This window comes from Candidatus Poriferisodalis sp. (assembly GCF_965221945.1).
In the GTDB taxonomy this organism is placed as follows: Bacteria; Actinomycetota; Acidimicrobiia; order Acidimicrobiales; family Poriferisodalaceae; genus Poriferisodalis.
This window is the reverse complement of sequence record NZ_OZ244925.1, coordinates 3,658,473-3,679,610: the sequence shown is the minus strand read 5'-3', so window position 1 is coordinate 3,679,610 and position 21,138 is coordinate 3,658,473. Positions and strand designations below refer to the sequence as shown.

At 67.1% G+C, this 21,138-nt stretch carries 17 protein-coding genes and 1 tRNA gene; 7 read left to right on the top strand and 11 right to left on the bottom strand.

All coding sequences use genetic code 11. From position 1 onward, the window contains the following. Positions 1–18: 18 nt before the first annotated feature. The 3 genes from tilS to ACOQPH_RS17195 are packed head-to-tail and all read right to left on the bottom strand — an operon-like array spanning position 19 to position 2,163. On the bottom strand, positions 19–951 hold the full coding sequence (gene tilS / locus ACOQPH_RS17205; protein WP_420622532.1) for a tRNA lysidine(34) synthetase TilS: 933 nt from the start codon (positions 949–951) through the stop codon (positions 19–21). Then, positions 935–2,020, bottom strand: coding sequence for a zinc-dependent metalloprotease (locus tag ACOQPH_RS17200; protein WP_420622531.1), 1,086 nt, complete (start codon positions 2,018–2,020; stop codon positions 935–937). Before ACOQPH_RS17200 ends, tilS begins: the two co-directional genes overlap by 17 nt. A gap of 8 nt (positions 2,021–2,028) precedes the next feature. Further along, entirely contained in the window at positions 2,029–2,163 is a 135-nt protein-coding gene (locus ACOQPH_RS17195; protein ID WP_419551622.1) for a hypothetical protein, read from the bottom strand. Between the two features lie 78 nt (positions 2,164–2,241). Between ACOQPH_RS17195 and ACOQPH_RS17190 the strand changes: the two genes are divergently transcribed. Further along, positions 2,242–2,313, top strand: a tRNA-Thr gene (locus ACOQPH_RS17190). A 37-nt stretch (positions 2,314–2,350) separates the two neighbouring features. Here ACOQPH_RS17190 and ACOQPH_RS17185 read toward each other — a convergent pair. The 7 genes from ACOQPH_RS17185 to betC all read right to left on the bottom strand — a co-directional run bounded on the left by ACOQPH_RS17185 (position 2,351) and on the right by betC (position 12,884). Further along, positions 2,351–3,649, bottom strand: a complete 1,299-nt coding sequence (locus ACOQPH_RS17185) for a hypothetical protein (RefSeq protein WP_420622530.1) — start codon at positions 3,647–3,649, stop codon at positions 2,351–2,353. A gap of 10 nt (positions 3,650–3,659) precedes the next feature. Continuing rightward, positions 3,660–4,382: a dTMP kinase gene (gene tmk / locus ACOQPH_RS17180; protein ID WP_420622529.1), complete on the bottom strand. Its 723-nt coding sequence runs from the start codon at positions 4,380–4,382 to the stop codon at positions 3,660–3,662. Beyond that, complete coding sequence (locus ACOQPH_RS17175) at positions 4,379–5,833, bottom strand: MFS transporter (RefSeq protein WP_420622528.1); 1,455 nt, start codon at positions 5,831–5,833, stop codon at positions 4,379–4,381. Before ACOQPH_RS17175 ends, tmk begins: the two co-directional genes overlap by 4 nt. Before the next feature lie 85 nt (positions 5,834–5,918). Continuing rightward, entirely contained in the window at positions 5,919–8,690 is a 2,772-nt protein-coding gene (gene topA / locus ACOQPH_RS17170) for a type I DNA topoisomerase (protein WP_420622527.1), read from the bottom strand. A gap of 66 nt (positions 8,691–8,756) precedes the next feature. Next, positions 8,757–9,665 (bottom strand): DUF368 domain-containing protein, encoded by a 909-nt coding sequence (locus tag ACOQPH_RS17165; RefSeq protein WP_420622526.1) that lies wholly within the window; start codon positions 9,663–9,665, stop codon positions 8,757–8,759. A 101-nt stretch (positions 9,666–9,766) separates the two neighbouring features. Continuing rightward, entirely contained in the window at positions 9,767–11,140 is a 1,374-nt protein-coding gene (locus tag ACOQPH_RS17160) for an ammonium transporter (RefSeq protein WP_420622525.1), read from the bottom strand. A 193-nt stretch (positions 11,141–11,333) separates the two neighbouring features. Then, entirely contained in the window at positions 11,334–12,884 is a 1,551-nt protein-coding gene (gene betC / locus ACOQPH_RS17155) for a choline-sulfatase (RefSeq protein ID WP_420622524.1), read from the bottom strand. A gap of 268 nt (positions 12,885–13,152) precedes the next feature. Here betC and ACOQPH_RS17150 point away from each other — a divergent pair, with 268 nt between their 5' ends. Beyond that, a complete protein-coding gene (locus tag ACOQPH_RS17150) occupies positions 13,153–14,151 on the top strand; it encodes a glycine betaine ABC transporter substrate-binding protein (protein WP_420622523.1) in 999 nt (332 codons plus the stop codon). Positions 14,152–14,274: 123 nt separating this feature from the next. Continuing rightward, on the top strand, positions 14,275–15,933 hold the full coding sequence (gene betA, locus ACOQPH_RS17145) for a choline dehydrogenase (protein ID WP_420622522.1): 1,659 nt from the start codon (positions 14,275–14,277) through the stop codon (positions 15,931–15,933). Here the strand turns inward: betA and ACOQPH_RS17140 are convergent. Further along, positions 15,900–16,577, bottom strand: coding sequence for a TetR/AcrR family transcriptional regulator (locus ACOQPH_RS17140; protein ID WP_420622521.1), 678 nt, complete (start codon positions 16,575–16,577; stop codon positions 15,900–15,902). The genes betA and ACOQPH_RS17140 overlap by 34 nt on opposite strands. Before the next feature lie 68 nt (positions 16,578–16,645). Here ACOQPH_RS17140 and ACOQPH_RS17135 point away from each other — a divergent pair, with 68 nt between their 5' ends. The 4 genes from ACOQPH_RS17135 (at position 16,646) to ACOQPH_RS17120 (ending at position 21,135) form a co-directional block, all read left to right on the top strand. Beyond that, positions 16,646–17,674: a quaternary amine ABC transporter ATP-binding protein gene (locus ACOQPH_RS17135; protein WP_420622520.1), complete on the top strand. Its 1,029-nt coding sequence runs from the start codon at positions 16,646–16,648 to the stop codon at positions 17,672–17,674. Between the two features lie 67 nt (positions 17,675–17,741). After that, positions 17,742–19,736: an ABC transporter permease gene (locus ACOQPH_RS17130; protein WP_420622519.1), complete on the top strand. Its 1,995-nt coding sequence runs from the start codon at positions 17,742–17,744 to the stop codon at positions 19,734–19,736. A gap of 149 nt (positions 19,737–19,885) precedes the next feature. Then, positions 19,886–20,779: a hypothetical protein gene (locus ACOQPH_RS17125; protein ID WP_420622518.1), complete on the top strand. Its 894-nt coding sequence runs from the start codon at positions 19,886–19,888 to the stop codon at positions 20,777–20,779. A 68-nt stretch (positions 20,780–20,847) separates the two neighbouring features. Further along, on the top strand, positions 20,848–21,135 hold the full coding sequence (locus ACOQPH_RS17120) for a type II toxin-antitoxin system Phd/YefM family antitoxin (RefSeq protein WP_420622517.1): 288 nt from the start codon (positions 20,848–20,850) through the stop codon (positions 21,133–21,135). Positions 21,136–21,138: the final 3 nt, after the last annotated feature.

Here is a 21,138-nt window from a genome sequence, read left to right as displayed (position 1 = left end):
TTGCGGACGGCGGAACGGTCACTCTTCCAGCCGGAGCTGGTCGGCTGATCGGGTCACCCGGCGGCCGCCTCCGACCTCGGTAGCCCGGTGGGTGTGCCGGGCCACCTCCAGCACCCGCTCGACGGTGGCGGCATCAGGCGGATGATCGGTGCGCAGCCATGCGCGGACGGCTCGCCGAGCCAGAGCCAACGGTGCGGTCCGTAGTTCGGCGGCGCTGGTGGGATCGATGTCGGCAGCCAGCACATCGAGCAGGTCGGCGTCAGTGGCCGCCAGCCCGGCTGCACGCGCCAGTAATGGCACGACATCGCGGCCGGAGATGTCGCAGAGCAGCGGGATCAGCTCGTGGCGGACGCGGCTCCGCCAAAAGCGCGGGTCGGCATTGGAGGGATCCCGGATCGGCTCGTAGCCGGCGATCTCGCAGACCCGGTCGGTGTCCGCCCGTCGCAGCACCAGCAGCGGCCGGCGGTCGGCTCGCATGGCTGCGAGCGCATCGAGTGCTCCGCCGCGCAGCAACTGCAGCAGCACCGTCTCCGCCTGGTCGTCGGCCGTGTGGCCCACCAGCGCCTCGGGGCCGAGGGCGGCGTTGCGGGCTTCGCGAGCGCGCGCCTGCAGGTTCGCCCCCGCAGCGAGCCCGAGCCGCACGACTCTCAGCGAGGCACCGAGTCGGTCGCAGAGCGCCCCGACACGCTCCGCCTCCGCAGCCCCGTCGGCCCGGATGCCGTGATCGATATGGACAGCAGTGACAGCGGTGACGCCACTGCCGCTTCGCTGCGCGAACCGGCATGCCAGGACCAGCAAGGCGGCCGAGTCGGCACCACCCGACACCCCACAGACAAGCTCGCGACGCTCGATTTGGCCGAACGTGCAGCGGTCGATCAGCTGATCGAGTTCGTCGGCCCCCGCAGCGGGCGCCGACGGTTCGCCGACGCCGGCTTCAGGCGGCCGGGACACGCTCCAGCCACGCTGTCGGGTTGCGAATCTCCGTCATGGACGGCAGATGCTCAACGCGCTCCCAGATCCGGTTGACGGCCTTCGGTCCGCGTTCGCCTTCGATCGCGGCGATGAACTCCTCGCCCGCCCGGTACTGGGCGAGCTTGGCCTCGATGCCAAGCAGGCGCTGGACCAGGCGGGCCATGCCGCGTGCGTTTCGGCGCCGGTGCGCCATCACCAGGGCGAATCGTTCCGCATCGGGAATATGGCCGCGGGCGGCTCTGGCCATGGTCACGTCACCGTGTCCCTCGACGAGGCTCATCATGCCGCCGACCTGAGCGATCAGGCTGCGCTGTAGCTCGGTGGCGAACACCGCGGCCAATCCTCCTTCGCCCAGAAGGTCCTGACCGCCGCGGCGCTGCGCGACCAGCGCGCGAAGGCCTTCGCGCAGTCGTTCGGGATCGGGTTGAGCCTCGTCGACAAGACCGTTCACGAGCTGCAAGAAATGGGGGCGCAGCCAGGGCACACCGGTGAACTGCGAACGGTGCGTCAGCTCGTGAAGCGCCAGCCAGAGTCGGAACTGAGCCGGGGGAAATGCGTAGCGCTTCTCGGTGACCAGGATGTTCGGACCGACGAAGTAGACCGTGTCGCCCGCTGTCTCCGCGGCGGTGCCGGTGGTTTCATCGTCGGAAGCCCACAGCAGGTCGTACTGGCCCAGCACCCGGCGGGACATCCAACCGAGCACCGAGCCCAGCTCAACGGCGCCCAGCGTGCGCGTCACCCGTGATGTCTCCGCCGGCTCATCGAGGGCAGCCGGGGCACCGAGCAGCGGCTGCAGCAGCCGCCGGAACGCTGCGATGTTGGCGTCAATCCATCCCGCCCGATCGATGATCTCAGCGTGAGCCTCGCCCGGCGTCTCCAAACCCGTCTCAATGGCGACCAGCTCGGCCGCAACCGGCACGAACCGGGCGAAGTCCGCACGCAGCGGCTCAGCCAGGTACGACTGGTACAGCGGCTCGGTGCCAGCGACCCGCACGGCGATGCGGCGCGCCAAATCCCAGTCGACGTACTCGTCGGCGGGAGCGCTCACTTGCCGGCTCAGCGCTTGGGGTAGCGCGGAGCAACCACCTTTTGCACATAGCCCGCAACCAGCTTGGCGACGGTCAGCACCGTCACGATGGTGAGCGGTACCGCCAACCAGTAGTGCCAGACCTGCGCAGCAAGTGCGTTCATAGCGCAGATATTAGTGGTCGGTTGCGCCGGAACCCCCTCGTGGGGCGCCACCGCCCGCTGGTACCGTGACCGCCTATTGCCCGAGTAGCTCAGTGGCAGAGCGGCTCTCTCGTAAAGAGCAGGTCGTGGGTTCAATCCCCACCTCGGGCTCGTTCGCCGGCCGCAGCGTCCGATCAGCGGCGAGGTCTTACGGACTTGTCCGCCCGAGCCGGATGAACAGACAGCTCAGCGTGAGTCGCTGGTTGGCGTTGAAACGCAAAGCCTCTGCAGCATCGCCGACGGCTGCCAGCTGCTCCGCAGCGGTCTCCGCCGCCAACGTGGCGTTGCGGACCTCGTCGCGAATCTGTGCGGAGAGCACTGCGAATCCCATCGTGAGCTCGTCGATGCGCACTCGACGCAGCTCGCGGCGGTGCCGCTCGTCAAGCGAGCTGCGGCCGAAGTTCGTCCCATACAGCTCGGCCCGCTCATCGGCGTCTGCACGTTCGGTCTGGTGGCGGGCTTCGAGTGGGGCCGCTGCCTGCTCGGTCGCCTCCAACGCTGTGTCGACGGCTGCCATCGCGGCAGATGCCGTGCCATCGAGCGATCTGCGCATTCCCCGCCAGGTGTCGATCCTGGAAGCAGCGTCCGCATCGGAGGCAAGCAGGCGAGCTCGATCGATCGAGCCTCCGGCGGCGACCGCTGCGAAGTCGGCGCGGCTGCCGTCGATGCCCTCGGCAACAAGCAGTGCTCGCAGGTCGGCTTCGCCCAGCGCCTCGAAGTCGATGCGGACGCAGCGGGATGCCAGGGTCTCCATCGGCCGGTTGATCTCGTCGGCGAGCAACATGAACACGCACGATGGCGGCGGCTCCTCGACCGACTTGAGCAGGATGGGCGCGATCAGTGCGGCTCGGTCCACTTCAGGAAGAACGATGACTTTGAGCTCCCCGGCTGCCGGGGCAACCGCTGCTGCACGCACTGCGTCGCGGACCTGCTCGGCAGTCATCGCAGCGCCGACGCGGTCGAAAACCAGCAGGTCGGGGTGTTGCTCGGCGAGGGCGAGACGTCGTTCCCGCTCGGGCGTTGCACTGCGCGCCGCGAGCAGTTCGCCTGCGAACCGGCACGCCGCACTGCGCAGTCCCGCACCAGCGGGACCCACGAACAGGTACGCCGGAAGCGGCGATTCGAGCGCCGACCGCAGACGGGAGACCGCGGCGGATTGCCCGACGATGCCGTCGAGCAGGTTGCCGACCGGTGGTTCGTCAGCCTGCGGTGTGTCGAGCCGTGACTCGGCGACAGGGGCTGGAGGCGGGCTCTCGGCCAGAGACGGGCTCTCGGCTGGAGTTCGCGCGGATTCGGTCGCAAGCTCCTGCAGGTCAGGTTGCTCCGCCGCTTCGTCGAGAGGGGGCGGCGGTTCCGGCGGCGCCGGCGGGTCGTCGAAGTCGAAGAGTGACAGCGCGGCGGGCTCCGTTGTGCCCGGTTGATCGTCGCCGCCGGACGCTGAGGCCACGATGAGCGCCCTAGTCCTGCATTGCGGGATGCCCAGCTACGGCGTCGATGACCCGCGCAGCCACGTCGTCGACGTTGCCGGTGGCGTCCACGCGGACCCACCGCTCGGGTTCCGCCTCGCAGAGCTCCTGGTAGCTGCGCCACACACGCAGCGCAAACTCCAGCGCTTCACCCTCCAGCCGGTCCGGATCTCCGCCTGCGGGCTGGTCCGCGTGGGGACCAGCCTCCAGCAACGACATCTGCTCGCCGCCAATGCGATCAAGGTGGTGAACCCGACGATCGGAATCGACGAGCGGCACATCGAGCAGCACGACGACATCGGGAAGGATGACCTCGGGCAACTCGATTGATGCGCCCGCCGGCCGCCGAGAGGCGTAGTCGATCAGCCCACGCAGCTCGTCAAGTGGCAGGCCCCGGCCGTAGCCCTGGTAGGCCAAGGTCGAGCCGTAGGAACGGTCGGTGACGACATCGCGGCCCGCCTCGAGCACCGGAGCGACCACCGTGGCGATGTGCTGGGCCCGATCCGCAGCGAACAGCAGCGCCTCGGTGCGCGGTGCAGGCGCGGCGTCGTCGGAGGCATCGAGCAGCAATCCCCGCAGCGATGCGCCGAGCGGTGTTCCGCCGGGCTCTCGGGTGAGCACGGCGTCCCGTTCTGTTGCCAGTCGCTCGGCCTGAGTCGACTTGCCGCTGCCGTCGAATCCCTCCAGCGCGATATAGCGACCGCGGGCGGTCATGGCCCGTCCCCGACGTCGCCCGCCCTTTGCGGCGCTCGGCGTCCTTCGCCCCGGCGGCTGCGCAGAGACAGACTGGCCAGCACGCCCGCCATCAGGATCAGCAGTGCTCCCAGCCACAGTGCCCCGCGCACGCCGGGCAGCGCGAGCACAGCGTTGCCGAACGTGATCTGGTTGTCGAAGACGACATCGAACAGCCAGTTGAAGCCGTCGGACAAGAAGCCGCCGGCTGCCATGGAGATCAGCAGGCAAAAGCGCACCAGCGTGTACATGGCGGAAAACACCCGCCCGCGCAGCACTTCCTCCACGTTCTCGTGCAGCAACGTCAGGCCCGTCACATACACCGAGCCCGCCGCCAGCCCGAGCAGCAGCACACCCGCAAGTACCAGCAGCGTGATGGACACCGAGGCGGCGAACAGCAACGAGCCGCCGGCCACGAACACCGACAGCACGAAGAGGCGGGCACGACCGGCGCCGACGAAACGGGAGTGATGGCCGAAGCGATTCGCTGCACTCTGCAGCAGGGTGACCAGAGCAACCCCGCCGCCGACGCCGAGGCCCATCGCCACGAGAATCGAACTGAAGCCGGCACTGCCTGCGCCCAGCACTTCGTCGTTGTAGACGGCGCCCAGCGGCACCAGCATCCCCCCGCCGATCATGCCAGTGCCCAAGCCGACCAGCACGGCGCGCACCTGTGGGCTCAGGAAGATGAAATCCCAGCCTTCGCGCAGCTCGCGGAAACCCTGGCCCCAGTTGATGCGGCGCTCGCTGTCGCGCTTGCGATGCGCAGCAGTGATGTGCGGGGACAGCGGCAGCGTGGCAATGAGCGCCGCGGCCACCAGGAATGTGGCGGAGTCGATAACCAGCGACATCTCCACCTGGCCGATGTCGGTCCAGCCGAACACCGCGCCGAGCTTGGCCATGCCCGCGAAGGCGGCGGCACCGAGGGGGAACGTGCCATACGCGGCCACGAGCCCCAGCGAATTGGCGGCCGTGAGGTGCTCGGTGGGCACGATGTTGGGAACGATGGCTTCCTTGGCCGGACTCCACAGCGAAGTTGCCAGCTCCAAGACCAGCGATGCCACGACCAGGCCCCACAGTCGGTCGATGAACGGGATTGTGAGCAAGACACTGGCGCGCACGATGTCGCATATCACCAGCAGCCGCTTGCGGTTGAAGCGGTCAACGATGATGCCCCCGGCCGATGCCAGGAAGAAGCCGGGAAGCACCCGCGCCGTGACTACAAGCGCTATCGCAGATCCGGGCTGGTCACCGCCGATTCGCCGCGCCACCTCAATGGTCGCCAGCAGCCCGATCCAGTCGCCGAATGAGCTGACCACCTGCGCGATCCACAAGCGCAGGAAGCCCGGCGCAGCGAACAGCCCCGATCCCGATGCAACGGGGCCGGACGCATCCGAGCCGTCGAACGACGGGATCGAGCGATCCGAATTCATGACACTCAGCAGACTAGGAGCAAGGGTGCGCAGCCCTCTCGCCATGAGCTGGGGGCGGCTGCGTCGCCGGAGCGGGCGGGCGTCATCAATCGCTTGATGGAGGAGATTGCTTGCGTGGCGGGGCCTTCTTGCGGGCAGCGGATTTCTTGGCGGCGGACTTCTTCGCGCTGGACTTCTTCTTTGCTGGCTGCTTGCGTCGGGCTGCACGCTTCTTTGCCGGGCCCTTCGCGCGCCGCATCGTCAGAAGCTCGGTCGCGCGCTCGACCGTCAGCGTCTCAGCATCGTCGCCCTGCCTCAGCGACGCGTTGTACTCGCCGTCGGTCACATATGGTCCGAACCGGCCGTCGCGCAGGGTGATCGCCTTGCCGCTGTCGGGGTCCTGACCGATCTCGCGGCCTGAATTCGCGGCTTGCTGGCCGCGCCGTCGGCGAGGCTGAGCCAGCAGCGCCAATGCTTCTTCCAGGGTCAGCGTGAAGAGCTGCTCCTCGGACTCCAGGCTGCGGTTTTCCGCGTTCTTTCCGGAATCCGGGCCCTTGGTCAGGTACGGCCCGAAGCGGCCGTTGCGAACGACGATCTCTTCCCCGTCAGAGGGGTCAACTCCCACCGTGCGCGGCAGTGACAGCAACTGCAGGGCATCCTCGAGCGTCAGCGTCTCGGGCGATTGGTGTCCCAGCAACGATGCCGTGCGAGGGCGCTCGTCGGTCTCGTCGGGCCGTCCCACTGAGACATAGGGGCCGAAGCGGCCGGGTCGCACGAGGATGTCGAGTCCGGTATTGGGGTCGGTGCCCAGCACCCGTTCGGTGGGCTCAGACAGCAGCTCGAGTGCTCGCTCGATGGTGAGCTCGTCGGGAGCAAGGTCGTCGGGCAGCGGCCGTGTCGCTTCGCCGCGCCGCAGATACGGACCGAAACGTCCCACTCGGGCGACCACCGATTCGCCGTCGGCATCGATGCCAATGGGGATGCTGTTGATCTCCGCCGGATCAATGTCCGCGAGCCGGTCATCGGACACCAGGTAGCGCAGACCGCGGGCGTCGGAGGGCGTCTTCGCATCCTGATCGCCGAAATAGAACTCGGTGAGCCACGGCTCGGCGTCGCGCTCGCCGCTCGCGATCTCGTCGAGGTCTTCCTCCATGCGGGCAGTGAGCGCGTAGTCGACCAGATGGTCGAAGTGCCGCTCCATCAGTCCCACTGTCGCGAAGGCAGTGAACGCCGGCACCAGCGACGACCCCTTCTTCCACACGTAGCCACGCGCCTGGATTGTCTCGATGATGCTGGCGTAAGTGCTCGGGCGGCCGACGCCGAGTTCCTCAAGTCGTCGCACCAGTGAGGCTTCGGTGAACCGGGCCGGCGGGCTTGTGCTGTGTTCGGCCGGCTCGACGGCCATCGCAGTGGCTGAACCGCCAGCGTGGAGGTCGGGCAGGATGCGCTCGGGCTCCTCGTCGGGACCCGCTGGTGGCGGCGCGTACACCAGCCGGAAACCGGGGCTGCGCACCACGGTGCCCGCGGCAGACAGCTCAAGGTCGTGCTGGCCAGTTGCCGATGAACCCACTGAGAGTGCCGGTGCCAAGTCGCAGTTCGCCGTGCCAGCCAGCCGGATCGTGACGGTCTCGCCGGTGGCGTCGATCATCTGGCTGGCGATCGTGCGCTGCCAGACCAAGCCGTACAGGCGGGCAGCGTCACCACCGAGATCGGTCACGCCGCCGGGCGCAGGCCAGTTCTCACCGGCGGGGCGGATCGCCTCGTGTGCCTCCTGGGCGTTCTTGACCTTGCGGGTGTAGATGCGCGGTTTGGGCGGCAGGTTCTCGGCCCCATAACGACCGGCCACGACGCGCCGTGCCGCGTCGAGCGCCTGATCCGACAGCGTGGTGCTGTCCGTTCGCATGTAGGTGATGCGGCCGTTCTCATACAACCGCTGGGCTGCTGCCATTGTGCGCGAGGCCGAGAAGCCCAACCGAGCGCCCGCAGCCTGCTGCAGGGTCGAGGTGATGAACGGTGCTGGAGGCCGGCGACGGTACGGCTTGGACTCGCGAGAGCTCACGGCGAACCGCGCACCGGTCATGGCATCGGCGAGCGTTGCGGCGGCGCCGCCATCGAGCACGACGATTTCGCCCGAACGCAGCTCACCCTGCTGGTTGAAGTCACGCCCGGTCGCAATCCGTCGTGCATTCAGCGAGATGAGCATCGCATCGAACTGCTCCGCCCCGGCACCGCCCGCTGCGCGGAGCTCAGAATCGAGCGTGGCGGTGATGCTCCAGTACCCGGCGGCTCTGAACGCCATCCGCTCTCGCTCACGCTCGACGATGAGGCGGTTAGCCACGCTCTGCACCCGCCCAGCGGACAGCCGCGGTGCCACCTTGCGCCACAGCACCGGCGAGACCTCGTAGCCGTAGAGGCGGTCGAAGATGCGCCGGGCCTCCTGTGCGTCGACGAGCCGACGATCGAGATCTCGGGGATTGTCGATTGCCTCCCGGATGGCCGCGGCGGTGATCTCGTGGAACACCATGCGGTGCACCGGAATCTGCGGGTTGAGCACCTCGAGCAGATGCCAGGCGATGGCTTCGCCCTCGCGGTCCTCATCGGTGGCGAGATACAGCTGGTCCGCTGAGCGCAGCAGGGATTTCAGACGCCGCACCTGGTCGCGGGCCGTCACCACGTAGAGCGGCTTGAAGCCGTCGTCAGGATTGACTCCGAGCGTTGCCCACTGCTCGGATTTGTAGGCGGCGGGCACCTCGGAGGCATTGCGTGGCAGGTCACGGATGTGACCGACCGAGGACTCGACGACGTAGTCGTCGCCCAAGAAGCGCGAGATCGTGCGCGCCTTCGCGGGCGACTCGACAATGACAAGAGAAGTGGCCATGTGCATCCGGGGTGGGCGGAGCCGGACGGTAGCGGAACGATCCCGACTATCGGCGGCGAAGTGCCGTCACGCAAGCCTCTGGCGTGCACCGAAACGGTGCAGGCCCGCGGCAACGGCCGCAGCCACCGTAGCGACAACGATCGCGCTCAGGAGGTCTGACGCGGGCGGGGCGCCGAGCGCGGCATTGCCGAAGCCCTCAGCGTTGGCATCGCCGACCGGCCATGGCCACAGCACCCGCAGGGACCCGGCCATCAGGCCCATGAGGACCACTATCACGGCATCTCGCCACCGCTCCAGCACGTATTGCAGAAGGCGGGAAAACAGCCCGAGTCCCAGGGCGGCACCGAGTGCGAACAGCGCGACGGTCCCGAGTTCTCGCTTGGCCACCGCCTCGGTAATCGGGTCGTAGAGCCCCAACAGCAGCAGCACGAAGGCGCCGGAGATGCCGGGCAGGATCATGGCACAGATCGCCAGAGCGCCGGCTGCGATGATCGTCCCCGCAGCGGGATCGGTGACGCTGCCCGCCCGGACGCCCAGCAGCACGAACACCCCGACGGCGACGGCCACGAACACCACGACGAGCCCCGCTCGCCAGTGGCTCACTTGGTGCCTGGTGGTCACGACGGTCATGGCAACGAGTCCGAAGAACGCCGCCGACAGACCGACGGGCTGTTCATCGATTCCGAGCCGCACCAGCTCGACAAGCGCCAGAACCGCGATGGCGATGCCCGCTGCCAAGCTGGCCAAGAACAGCCACTCGGCTTGCCGGGCCATCCCTAGCGCAACGCGAATACGGCCTCGCAGCGCTTGGGGCGCAGCGGCGCTCAAGTGTGCGACCTGGCCGACCAGCCGGTCGTAGATCCCCAGCAGAAGCGCCACCGTGCCGCCCGACACGCCCGGCACGACATCCGCGGCACCCATCGCCAGCCCACGCGCCACGTTCGCGAGCGCATCCACTAGGACTCGGGATTGCATCGAGTTGAAGCTAGGCGCGGAAAGTCCCCGGGCCTAGACCCGGGGACTTCCGCTGGCAGCAGAGCAGGTGGTCGCTGGGCGACTCAGCCCATGGTCGAGTGTCAGCCGCTCGATACCACGTCGTCCAGTGCCATTCCGGGGCCCCCGTGTTCGGAAACGTCGAGACCCACCATTTCCTCCTCTGCCGTCACTCGCAGTCCGATGGTGGCCCGCAGGACCCCGAACAGGATCATCGAGGTCACGATGACCCAGACGGCCACGATGACCACCATCAGGAACTGCACGATCAGCTGCTCGATGCCGCCGCCGTAGAACAGGCCGGCGTTCTCCCGACCCAGGAAGGCATCGTCGTACCGGGCGAACAGGCCGATGGCCAGGGTTCCCCAGATCCCGGCAGCGCCATGGACGGCGAAGGCGCCGACGGGATCGTCGATCTTCAGCTTGCGGTCCACGAATCCGACAACCAGCACCACGATGACGCCCGCAATGAAGCCGGTGATGATGGCTCCCCAAGGAGTCATCGTGCCGCAGCCTGCGGTGATGCCCACGAGACCCGCCAGCACACCGTTGCCGGCCATCGGGACATCGGGACGGCCCGTGCGGAACCAGTTCAGTGCCGTCGCGCCGATCGTTCCAGCGCAAGCCGCCAGCACGGTGTTCAGCGCCACGAACATCACGGTGGCGTCGGCTGCAAGCTCCGAGCCCGGGTTGAACCCGAACCAGCCGAACCACAGGATGAACACGCCCAGGATTGCAAGGGTCACGTTGTGTCCCGGAATGTTCCGTGACGTGCCGTCCGCGCTGTACTTGCCAAGACGCGGACCCAGCATCCAAGCGCCGACAAGCGCTACCCAGCCGCCAACGCTGTGCACGATGGTCGATCCGGCAAAGTCGCTGTAGACGGCATCCCCGACGGAGATCTTGGAGATGAGACCCCCGCCCCAGGTCCAGTGGACGACAACGGGGTAAATGATCGCTGTCATCACCAGGCTGAAGATGAGGTAGGTGCTGAACTTCGTGCGCTCGGCCATGGCGCCCGAGGCGATCGTGACCGCCGTGGCCGCGAAGACCGCTTGGAAGAAGAAGTCGGTCGAACCGGACAGGCCCTCGGAGATGTCGAACAGATCGATTCCCGACAGCGCGAACGCGCCCCAGCCGAACAGGTTGTTGCCGTCGCCGCCGTAGGCCAGCCCGTAGCCGACCAGGAAGAACGCCAGAATGCCGATGGATGCATCAGCAAGGTTCTTGGCCATGATGTTGGCCACGTTCTTCGAGCGGGTCAGTCCCGATTCGAGCATGGCGAATCCGGCCTGCATCAAGAACACCAGCACGCCGGCGATGAATACCCACAGGTTGTCCATGACAGCTTGAACGACCTCGGATGTGACTGTGTCGTCCTGTGCGCCAGCTGGCCCGGCAAACAGGAGCAGGCCGCCGATGGCACCCGCGACACAAACAAGGACCTTGCGTTTCATGGCCAATCTCCTAGGACTCGGCTCTCGACACTTGGCTGACTCCGGCGAACTTAGGAAGGGCGTGTTGCGCGGGAGTCACCCCGTTGTGACCGCTCGATGCACAGTGCGGGTCGGCGCTGTTGCCGAGATGTTTCGGCTGCGTTGCGGGCCCTGCCAGCCGGCACCGCCAGCCCGTTGGGAAGTGCCCGTGGCGCTAGCTCTGCTCGTGGGGAAAGCGCAGCCGGGGGCCGGCTTCGGCCCAGTCCATGTGATCGCGGATGTAGGTGTTCGCGGGATCCGAGGGAGGCGAGAAGTCCCAGCCTTGCGGTGCCGCGGCGTGCACAATCCGCCGAGCGCGCTGGGATGCGAGCACCTCCGAACGGATCGCCTCGGAGTCCCAGCGCTCTGCCACCTCCTGCGCGAACGACGTCGCCAGGTCGGACTCGTTCGGTGAACTATCGCCAGCCCCCTCGGCGGGATCGGCCAGGTTCCGATGCTCGGCAGGATCGGCCAAGTTGTGATGCTCGGCCGGATCGGCCGAGATGTCATACAACTGCGGCGGATCGGTGTCGCAGTGGATGTACTTGTAGCGGCCGCGGCGGATCATGAACATGGGATGGGAGGTCAGCTCCCCCATGTACTCGCCGGTGGTCTCATCGACCGGGTCGTGACCCCCGGTCGCCGCGGGCCACAGGCTGCGACCGTCGAGCGGAGCGCCGTGCTCAGCCGGCCGACCCCCTGCGATGTCCGCCAGCGTCGGCGCCAGATCCAGCAGGGAGCACACGTTCGGCACAGCACCCTGGGTGATGTCGGGCCCGGTCATCACCAGCGGGACACGGGCGGACCGCTCGAAGAACGACATCTTGAACCATGCACCCCGGTCGCCGAGCATGTCGCCGTGATCGCTGGTGGCGATGACCACGGTGTCATCGGCACGGCCAGTCTCTTCTAACGCTCCCAGCAGTTCGCCCAGCCACCAATCGAAGTAGCTCGTGTTGGCGTAGTAGGCGTGGCGGGCAGCGCGGCACTGCTCTTGCGTCCAGCCGACGGTGTCGGCCTCGATGCCGGCACGGATGCGCACCGTGTGCGGGTCAAGCTCGGCAGGGGTCGGGCCAGGCAGATCGATCTCGTCGTGGTCGTAGAGGTTCCACCACTCGGGGCGCGCCACGTAGGGATCGTGCGGGTGGATGAAGGCCACAGCCAGGAAGAACGGGCGGTCATCAGCCTCGCGGGCCAGGTCGTACAGGCATCGGCGTGCGGCGAAACCCACCTCGGAGTCGTAGTCGATCTGGTAGGTGGCGAGCGCCTGGCCGGCCTCGGAGAGGCTGTCCATGTTGTGGTACCACTTGCCGATCCGTTCATCCGCGTTATCCCAGTTGGGAGTCCAGGCGAAGTTCGACGGGTAGATGTCAGTCGTCAGGCGCCGGCTGAAGCCGTGCAGTTGGTCGGGGCCGACGAAGTGCATCTTCCCCGAGAGCACCGTCCGGTAGCCCGCCAGGTTCAGCCAGTGGGCCATGGTGGGCGCTGACGCACTCCATTCAGCCGAGTTGTCCCATGCGCCGATCGCCGACGCGCGCCTGCCGGTCATCATCGAATACCGCGAGGGTGCGCACAGCGGCGAATGGCAGTACGCAGCGTCGAACCGGACCCCCCGCGCTGCGAGCGAGTCCATCGAGGGCGTCTGGACGACAGGGTGGCCGTAGGTGCCGGTGAAGTGCGGCGCAAGCTGGTCGGCCATGACCAGCAGGATGTTAGGAGTCATCATCGGACCGCACAGTACGCCCGCCTGTGCGGGGCCGAGCAACATGCTTCGCTTCCCGCTGTCTTCGGGTCGTGCGGTACGCGCGCATGTGCGCGGTACCGGCCCGTTTTCGGCGTGCTATGTTCTTCAAAACCGTCCAAATGGCCTGTTTTATCCGGGGAAGGCTGGGACAGCCGGACCCGCAGCAGGTCGAACGTCCACAAGCCGGCGCTGGTGACAGACGCCGGCGAGGGGCAGTACTGACGGGCGGGGAACGAAACCGGGGGTGCCCATGTCCGAAGTACGCAAATCCGACGCACGAACGCGTCGGCATCGAAAGCTCGGCAGCTGGCACTTGCTCATCGCATTGATTGCAGGTCTCGGGCTCTTCGCAGCTGCATGCACGGGCGGCGACGATCTTGGCTCGCAAGAGTCGATCACGCTGGCCGCGAATCCGTGGAACGGCTCGGCCCTGAACGTGGCAGTCGCCGCGCAGCTGCTCGAGAGCGAACTCGGCTACGACGTCGAGATCGTCGAGATCGACGAGAATGCCCAATGGGCAGCCATCAACACCGGCGATCTGAGCGCCTCGCTGGAAGTCTGGCCATCCGGTCACGCACAGAACGTGATCGATTTCATCGACAACGCGGGCGCCAACGTGGACAACGCGGGTCTGCTCGGCCCGATCGGCAAGATCGGCTGGTTCATCCCGACCTACATGGTCGAACGCCATCCGGAGCTGGCCACATGGGAGGGCTTCGCCGATCCTGAGCTGGCCGGCTTGTTCGCCACCGCAGAGACCGGCGACCTGGGACAGTTCCTGGGCGGTGATCCGAGCTTCGTGCAGTACGACGAAGACATCATCAACAACCTGGGCCTGCCGCTGCAGGTTGTGTACGCCGGGTCCGAGGCCGCGATCTTGGCGGCTGTCGACGCCGCGTACAGCCGGGAGGATCCGATCCTGGTGTACCTGTGGACCCCGCACTCAGCGTTCAACAGCTACGACCTCACCAACGTGCTTCTGCCCGATTACAGCGACGCCTGCTACGGCACAGCTGATGCCGGCGGTGTCGACTGCGACTACCCGGCCGATGTCCTGTTCAAGATCATCGATGCCAGCCTCGCTGACAACGCCCCCGCAGCAGACCAGTTGCTGCGAGCCATGAACTACGACAGCGCTGACCAGATCGCGATGCTTGCCGCCGTCGAGGGTGAAGGCATGTCGGTCGACGACGCCGCTGCGCAGTGGATCGCAGACAACGAGGCAACCTGGAGCGCCTGGCTCCAATAGCCGGGCAGCGCACAGGTTGCAGCCGGTCGCTGACCCGTCGGCGTCGGCCCTCCGGGGCCGGCGCCGACGGGGCTCGTCTCGCATGTCACAGTTCTGTGCATCAAATCATGAACAATGCAGTCCATGGAAGATCCTGTGTATGACTTCGTGATCGTCGGCGGCGGATCGGCTGGCTGCGCGCTTGCCAATCGGCTGAGTGCGGACCCCAGCACCAAGGTGCTCGTGCTCGAAGCCGGTCGCCGGGATTATCGCTGGGACGTGCTCATCCACATGCCTGCGGCGCTGGCGATGCCGATCGGCAATCGCTTCTACGACTGGCAGTACGAAACCGAGCCCGAACCGCACATGAGCGGTCGGCGGGTGTACCACGCTCGCGGCAAGGTGCTCGGGGGCTCCAGCTCCATCAACGGGATGATCTTCCAGCGAGGCAATCCCGCCGACTACGACAAGTGGGCCAGCCAGCCCGGCATGGCGTCCTGGGACTACCGGCACTGCCTGCCGTACTTCAAGCGGATGGAAAAGTGCCTGGCGGGCACCGACGAGTGGCGCGGCGGCGATGGCCCGCTGGTGCTCGAACGGGGCCCGGCGGCGAGCCCGCTGTTCGAGGCGTTCTTCGAGGCCGCGCAGCAAGCCGGTTACGAACTGACCGATGACGTGAACGGCTTTCGCCAAGAGGGCTTCGCTGCGTTTGACCGCAACATTCACCGCGGCCGGCGGCTGTCTGCGGCACGGGCGTACCTGCATCCAGTGATGGACCGCCCGAATCTGGAGCTCCGCACCGGTGCGCTGATCAGCCAGGTGCGCTTCGATGGGAACCGGGCGACGGGGGTTGCCTACCGTCGGCGGGGCCGCCAGCATGTCGCCCGCGCAGGGCACGTGATCCTGTGCGCGGGCGCATTCGGCTCGGCGCAGCTGCTGCAGCTGTCAGGCGTCGGTCCTGCGGCACTGCTCAGCCAGCACGGCATCGAGGTCGTCTCCCAGCTGGAGGGAGTCGGCGAGAATCTTCAGGACCACCTCGAGGTCTATATCCAGTACGCCTCGAAACTGCCGGTCTCGATGCAGCCGAATCTGCAACGCTGGCGCCGGCCATGGATCGGGCTGCAATGGCTGGCACGGCGGGGACCTGGGGCAACGAATCACTTCGAGGCCGGGGGCTTCGTCCGCAGCAACACCGACGCGGCCTATCCGAACCTGATGTTCCACTTCTTGCCGCTGGCCGTGCGCTATGACGGCTCGGCACCGGTCAGCAAGCACGGCTACCAGGTCCATGTGGGGCCCATGTACTCCGATGCCCGCGGCTGGGTGCGCATCAGCTCGCGTGACCCCGCTGCGAAGCCGGCGATCCGGTTCAACTACCTGTCAACCGCCCAGGACCGGCGAGAGTGGGTCGAGACCGTGCGGGTGACGCGCGACATCATGAACCAGCCCGCTTTCAAGGCATACAACGATTGCGAGCTGTCGCCCGGCCCGACCACCGAGACGGACGACGAGATCATGGACTGGGTGGCACGCGATGCGGAGACGGCATTGCATCCCGCAGGCACAGCGCGGCTCGGCACGGACGACTTGGCTGTCACCGATCCCGCAACAATGGGTGTGCGGGGCACCTCGGGTCTCAGCGTCGTGGATGCCTCGGTCATGCCGACGGTCACGAACGGCAACATCTACGCGCCGGTCATGATGATCGCCGAGAAAGCCGCCGACGTGCTGCTCGGCAATGTGCCGCTCGCGCCGCTGGACGTGCCGGTTTATGGCGCCGAGCCGACCTCGCTGCCATCGTGATCGGAGATCATCGCCGAGACCAGGTCGAGCACTTCGTGGCGCTCGGCCTTGGTCGGCGGTGCAAGTCCGAACAGGTCGATGAGCCACAGGCCGTCACCCACGATGCGTGCGAGCAGCCCAGTGGTCTCCGCCAGTCTGTCGTTGCGCATGAGGCGCTCCTGCCAGCGCTCGAACGTTTCGCGGGTGTTCGCGAGCAGCTCGTCGTCGAGCGCAGCAGCCGCCAGGATCGACGCCGAGGTGTCATCAGCTGCCTTGTACGGCTCGCGCACATAGTCGAGGTACGCGAGTGCGAACGTACCCCGGGCAGCGGGATCAGCGGCACGGAAGCTGGCCTCGCGGATGTCCAGCTCGTCGTCGAGGACTGCGAGCGTTTCGTCCAACAGGCCCGCCATGAGGGCGTCCTTCGAACCGAAGTGGTACAGGAAACCGCCCTTGCTGACACCTGCTGCCGCCGCGACTCGATCGAGCGTGAGGTTGGCAGCGCCGTCGGTTCGGATGACCTCGATGGCGGCCTGCAGGATTCGCTCGCGGGTCTGCACGGCGCGTTCCTGCACCAGGCCCGATCGCGATCCGACCCTGTCGGCGGTCGGCACCGAGGCTGTGCCGCCGGCGGTTGTCGCATCGCGGGGGCGAGATCGTGCCACAGTCAGCACAGCGTATCGACACGCCGAACCCGTCCGGCTGGACGGTAACGCGGCCAGCGGAGGCGCCCATGGATCGAATCGTCACGGTCAGTGGTCTCTGGAAGATCTTCGGCAAGAAAGTCGATGCAGCGCGCGAGCTGGCCTCCGCAGGCGCGCAGCGAGAGCAGATCCAGTCCGAGACAGGCTGCCTCGTGGCGGTGCGCGACGTGAGCTTCGAGGTGTCCGCCGGCGAGACATTCGTGGTCATGGGCCTGTCAGGCTCCGGCAAGTCCACGCTGGTGCGCTGCATGTCGCGCCTTATCGAGCCCACCTACGGCGATATGGAGGTGTGCGGAACGGTGCTGGCCGACGCCGACGAGGCGGAATTGCGCGAGCTGCGCCGGAGCAAGATGGCCATGGTCTTCCAGCACTTCGGCTTGTTCGGGCACCGGCGAGTCGTCGACAACGTCGCGTACGGGCTTGAGGTGCAGGGCGTCGGGCGTGACGAACGCCATGAGCGGGCACGCGAGGTGCTGGCCACCGTGGGCCTCGACGGCTGGGGCGACCACTATCCACAGCAGCTCAGCGGCGGAATGCAGCAACGCGTCGGGCTGGCTCGGGCCCTTGCAGTCGAGCCCGAAGTGCTGTTCTTCGACGAGCCGTTCTCGGCGCTCGACCCACTCATCCGGCGAGATATGCAGGACGAGCTGGTGGCCCTGCAACTCAAGCTGCAGCGCACGATCGTGTTCATCACTCACGATTTCGCCGAAGCTCTCCGCCTGGCGGACCGGATTGCCATCATGAGGGACGGGGCGTTCACCCAAGTCGGCACACCGCTCGAGATCCTGACGCAACCGGCGGACGACTACGTCCGCGCATTCACAAAGGACGCTCCGATCGCAAAGGTGCTTCCGGCGTGCTCGCTGATGCGGCCACTGGACGACACCGTCGTCGGCGATGACTGGCCACGCACGACCGAGACCGCCACGCTCGAAACGGCCCTGCCGCACCTGCTTTCAGAGCACCGACCCGTCTTGGTGTGCAACGCCGCTGGCGACCCCATTGGGGTACTGCACCAGGACGACGTGGCAGCGGTGCTGGAGCGGAACCTGAGATGAGCCCTGAGACGAACGCCGAGGTAGCTCCAGCACCGCCATCCAACACAGCTCTGGAGCGGAACCTGAGATGAGCCAGACGGTCGAGGCCGACGCGCCTGCGGGAGCTGGGACGCCGTCGGCTCGGCGGCCGTCGCCGGTCGCGGTCGGCATGGCTGCAGCGTCGGTGGCTCTCGTGATCGTCGGCTTCGCCGCGTCAGTGGGGGCCTTCCCAGAGTCGTGGAATCTCGGGCTGGCAGACCCGATCGATCGAACCCGGCGCTGGCTCATCAACAACCAGACCTCGCACTGGCTGTACTCGGTGCTGCTGAACCCCGTCACCGATCTGGCCGACGCCGGCATCCGGCGACTCGAAGCAATCCTGCGGTGGTTCCCCTGGTACGTGTACCCCGTCTTCTGCGGCCTCGGTCTGTGGCGGGTGCGCAGCCGGGTGGCCGGGGCACTCGGCTTCTGCGGTGTGGTGGTCATCGGCATGGTTGAGCTGTGGCAGCAGGGCTTCGCCACGCTCGCGCTCATGGGCGTGGCGGTGTTCCTGTCGTTGCTGGCGGGCATCCCGCTGGGCATCGCCGCTTGGCGTAACGACCGGTTCGCAAGCGTGCTGCGTCCCACGCTCGACGCCATGCAGACCATGCCCGGGTTCGTCTACCTCATCCCGTTCGTGCTGCTGTTCGGCATCGGGCGGGTGCCCGCGCTGATTGCGACGGTCATCTTCGCCCTGCCGCCAGTGGTACGACTGACCGACGTCGGGCTGCGCAACGTGCCCCAGCCCATGGTCGAGGCGTCGGAAATGTTCGGTGCGACCGAGCGTCAGACGCTGCGTCTGGTGCAGATCCCTGCCGCCCGCCCTGCCATCTTGGCCGGTGTCAACCAAACGACGATGCTCGCCATGAGCATGGTGGTGATCGCCGCGTTCATCGGCTCGGGCGGGCTCGGGCAAGACGTGCTGCGCGCCATGCGTGACATCGACGTCGGCGAGGCCTCCGAGGCCGGCATCGCCATCGTCATCATGGCGATCATCCTGGATCGCTTCACACGAGGAATCGCCACTCTGGGCGAGCGCGGCCGCGGTCAGGGACATGGCGCATCTTCGGACGGCTCGCTGCGGGCCGCAGACCTGCAGGCGATCCGCTGGATCGCGGCTGCGATGGCGCCGGTGGCGCTGGTGGGCGGAATTGTGGGTCACAACAAGTTTCCCGAATGGCTGCAGTGGCACTACGCGCCGTATGTCAACGACATCACGGCGTGGGCCCGCGACAACCTCTACGACATCGGCTCGTCGGGCATCGGCACCGGTCCGCTCAGCGACTTCATCACCTTGTACATGGTGACGCCGCTGCGCGAGCTGCTCTCATCACAGATCCCGTGGCCGGCCATGATCGGCCTCGGCGTGTTGGCGGGCCTGATGGCGCGTGGCGTGAGACTGGGCCTGGGCATTGGCATTGCAATGCTCGGCATCGGCTGGTTGGGCATGTGGGAGCTGTCGATGGACACGCTGGCCCAGACAGTGGTGGCGGTAGCGGCCACCCTGGCGATCGGAGTTCCGCTGGGCATCTGGGCCTCGCACAGCGACCGGTTCCAGAAGCTGGCAGACCCGGTGCTGGACTTCCTGCAGACCATTCCCAGCTTCGTGCTGCTGGTGCCGGTCATCACGCTGTTCCACGTGGGGCGCATCCCGGGCATCATCGCCTCGGTGGTGTACGCGCTGCCGTCTGCGGTGCACTACACCGATCTCGGGCTCCGGCGGGTGCCAGCAGAAGTGCACGAAGCGGCGACAAGTTTTGGCGCGACCCGCGGGCAGCGCCTGCGCCGCGTCGAGCTGCCGCTGGCGGCGCCCGAGCTGATGGTGGCGGTCAACCAGGTGATCATGCTGGTGCTGGCCATGGTGGTGATCGCCGGGCTAGTCGGCGGCGGCGGACTCGGGCTCGAGACCGTGAACGCCCTGCGCCGCAGCGACGCAGTGGGCAGAGGCTTCGAGGCCGGCATCGCCATCGTCCTGCTGGCAGGGATTCTGGACCGCCTCACCCGCGGCGTGGCCGACCGTCTCCGCCCGCCCGCCGCCACCTGAATCAGCTGCTTGCGAGACTGCCGAGACTTGACGTCCGAGTGCCGGGGCGGGGCTGGGCAAACCGTGGCAAGCCCCGACTCGGAGAGGGCTACGGTGTCGTCATGATCGGTTCGCGTCCACGTCCTCGCAACGCCTCACGCTGGCGATCGATGATGCGGAGGGCGATGGCCGCATGCGTGCTGGCCCTGCTGGCGACGGCCTGTGTCGACATCGAGATGGATTTCGTCTTCCGGGACGACAAGTCGGGCTCGTTGGGTACGTCGATGCGCATCGACGAGGCAGTTCTTGGCTTGGCGGCCCTCGGCGAGGGCGGCAGTTCCGAGGACCTCTGCCAACAGATGGCGGACGATGCCGATTTCGACGACCCGCTGGGCGTCAGCGACATCGACGTGGAGCAGAGCGTTGACGTCGGCATCGAGGACGGGGACTGCGTCATCACTGCCCTTGCCACGTGGACGGCCGATGCAGGCGACGCCGTCCTAGCTGAAATGGCCGAAGAGGACGGCCCGGGCGTGCGTCGCTTCGACGGCGGCGGATGGCGCTTCGAACTCGACATGGGCACACTCGAGGAGGAAGCCAGCGCCGAAGACTTGTCCCAGATCACGGCGATGGGCTTCGACGCGCCCACGGTGACGTTCTCGGTGACGCTGCCCGGCGATGTCGTCGAGCACAACGCCGACACGGTGAGCCAGTCCAAGTACACGTGGGAACTCCCCTTCGACGCGCTGGACGAGCTCCCCGAGACGATCTACGTCGAGACGGCGCCTAGCGGGGGCGGACTGGGCCCCGCAGCGATCGGCGGGATCGTCGCCGCGATCGTGCTGGCTCTCGCCGCTCTCGTCACCCTGCGCAGGCACCGCGAGGCAAAGGGCTCCGAATCCGAAGATGCCGACCCGGATCCCGAACCGACCGACAACGATATTGCGGAGGCCGCGGACGAGGCCTCCGATTCCGGCGAAGACAGCGGCGACGCAGCCGACGACGACACCCCCGAACCCGATGACGGAGATGACGACGCCCCGGCGCGTTCGACGGAGACTTAGGCGACTCGCGCACCGATGTAGTCACAATTCATTTCTGTTGTGACTACATGACCCACTAAGGTGGTCACATGGGCGCGAACATCGGCATTCGAGAGCTGAAAGCGAAGCTGTCGGAATGCGTGCGGCGCGCTGCCGACGGTGAGTGCATCATCGTGACCGACCGCGGTCGTCCCGTCGCTCAGCTGACCGCACTGGACGACGCGACGCTGGACGACATGGCCCGCATCGAACAGGGCGTCGCCGAGGGCTGGATCACCCCGCCGAAGCGCCGTGGCGGGCTGGGGAAAGCCCGCCCGCTCCTGCTGTCCGACGGTCCGAGCATCCAAGAAATGCTCGACGAAGACCGCGGTGACTAGTGC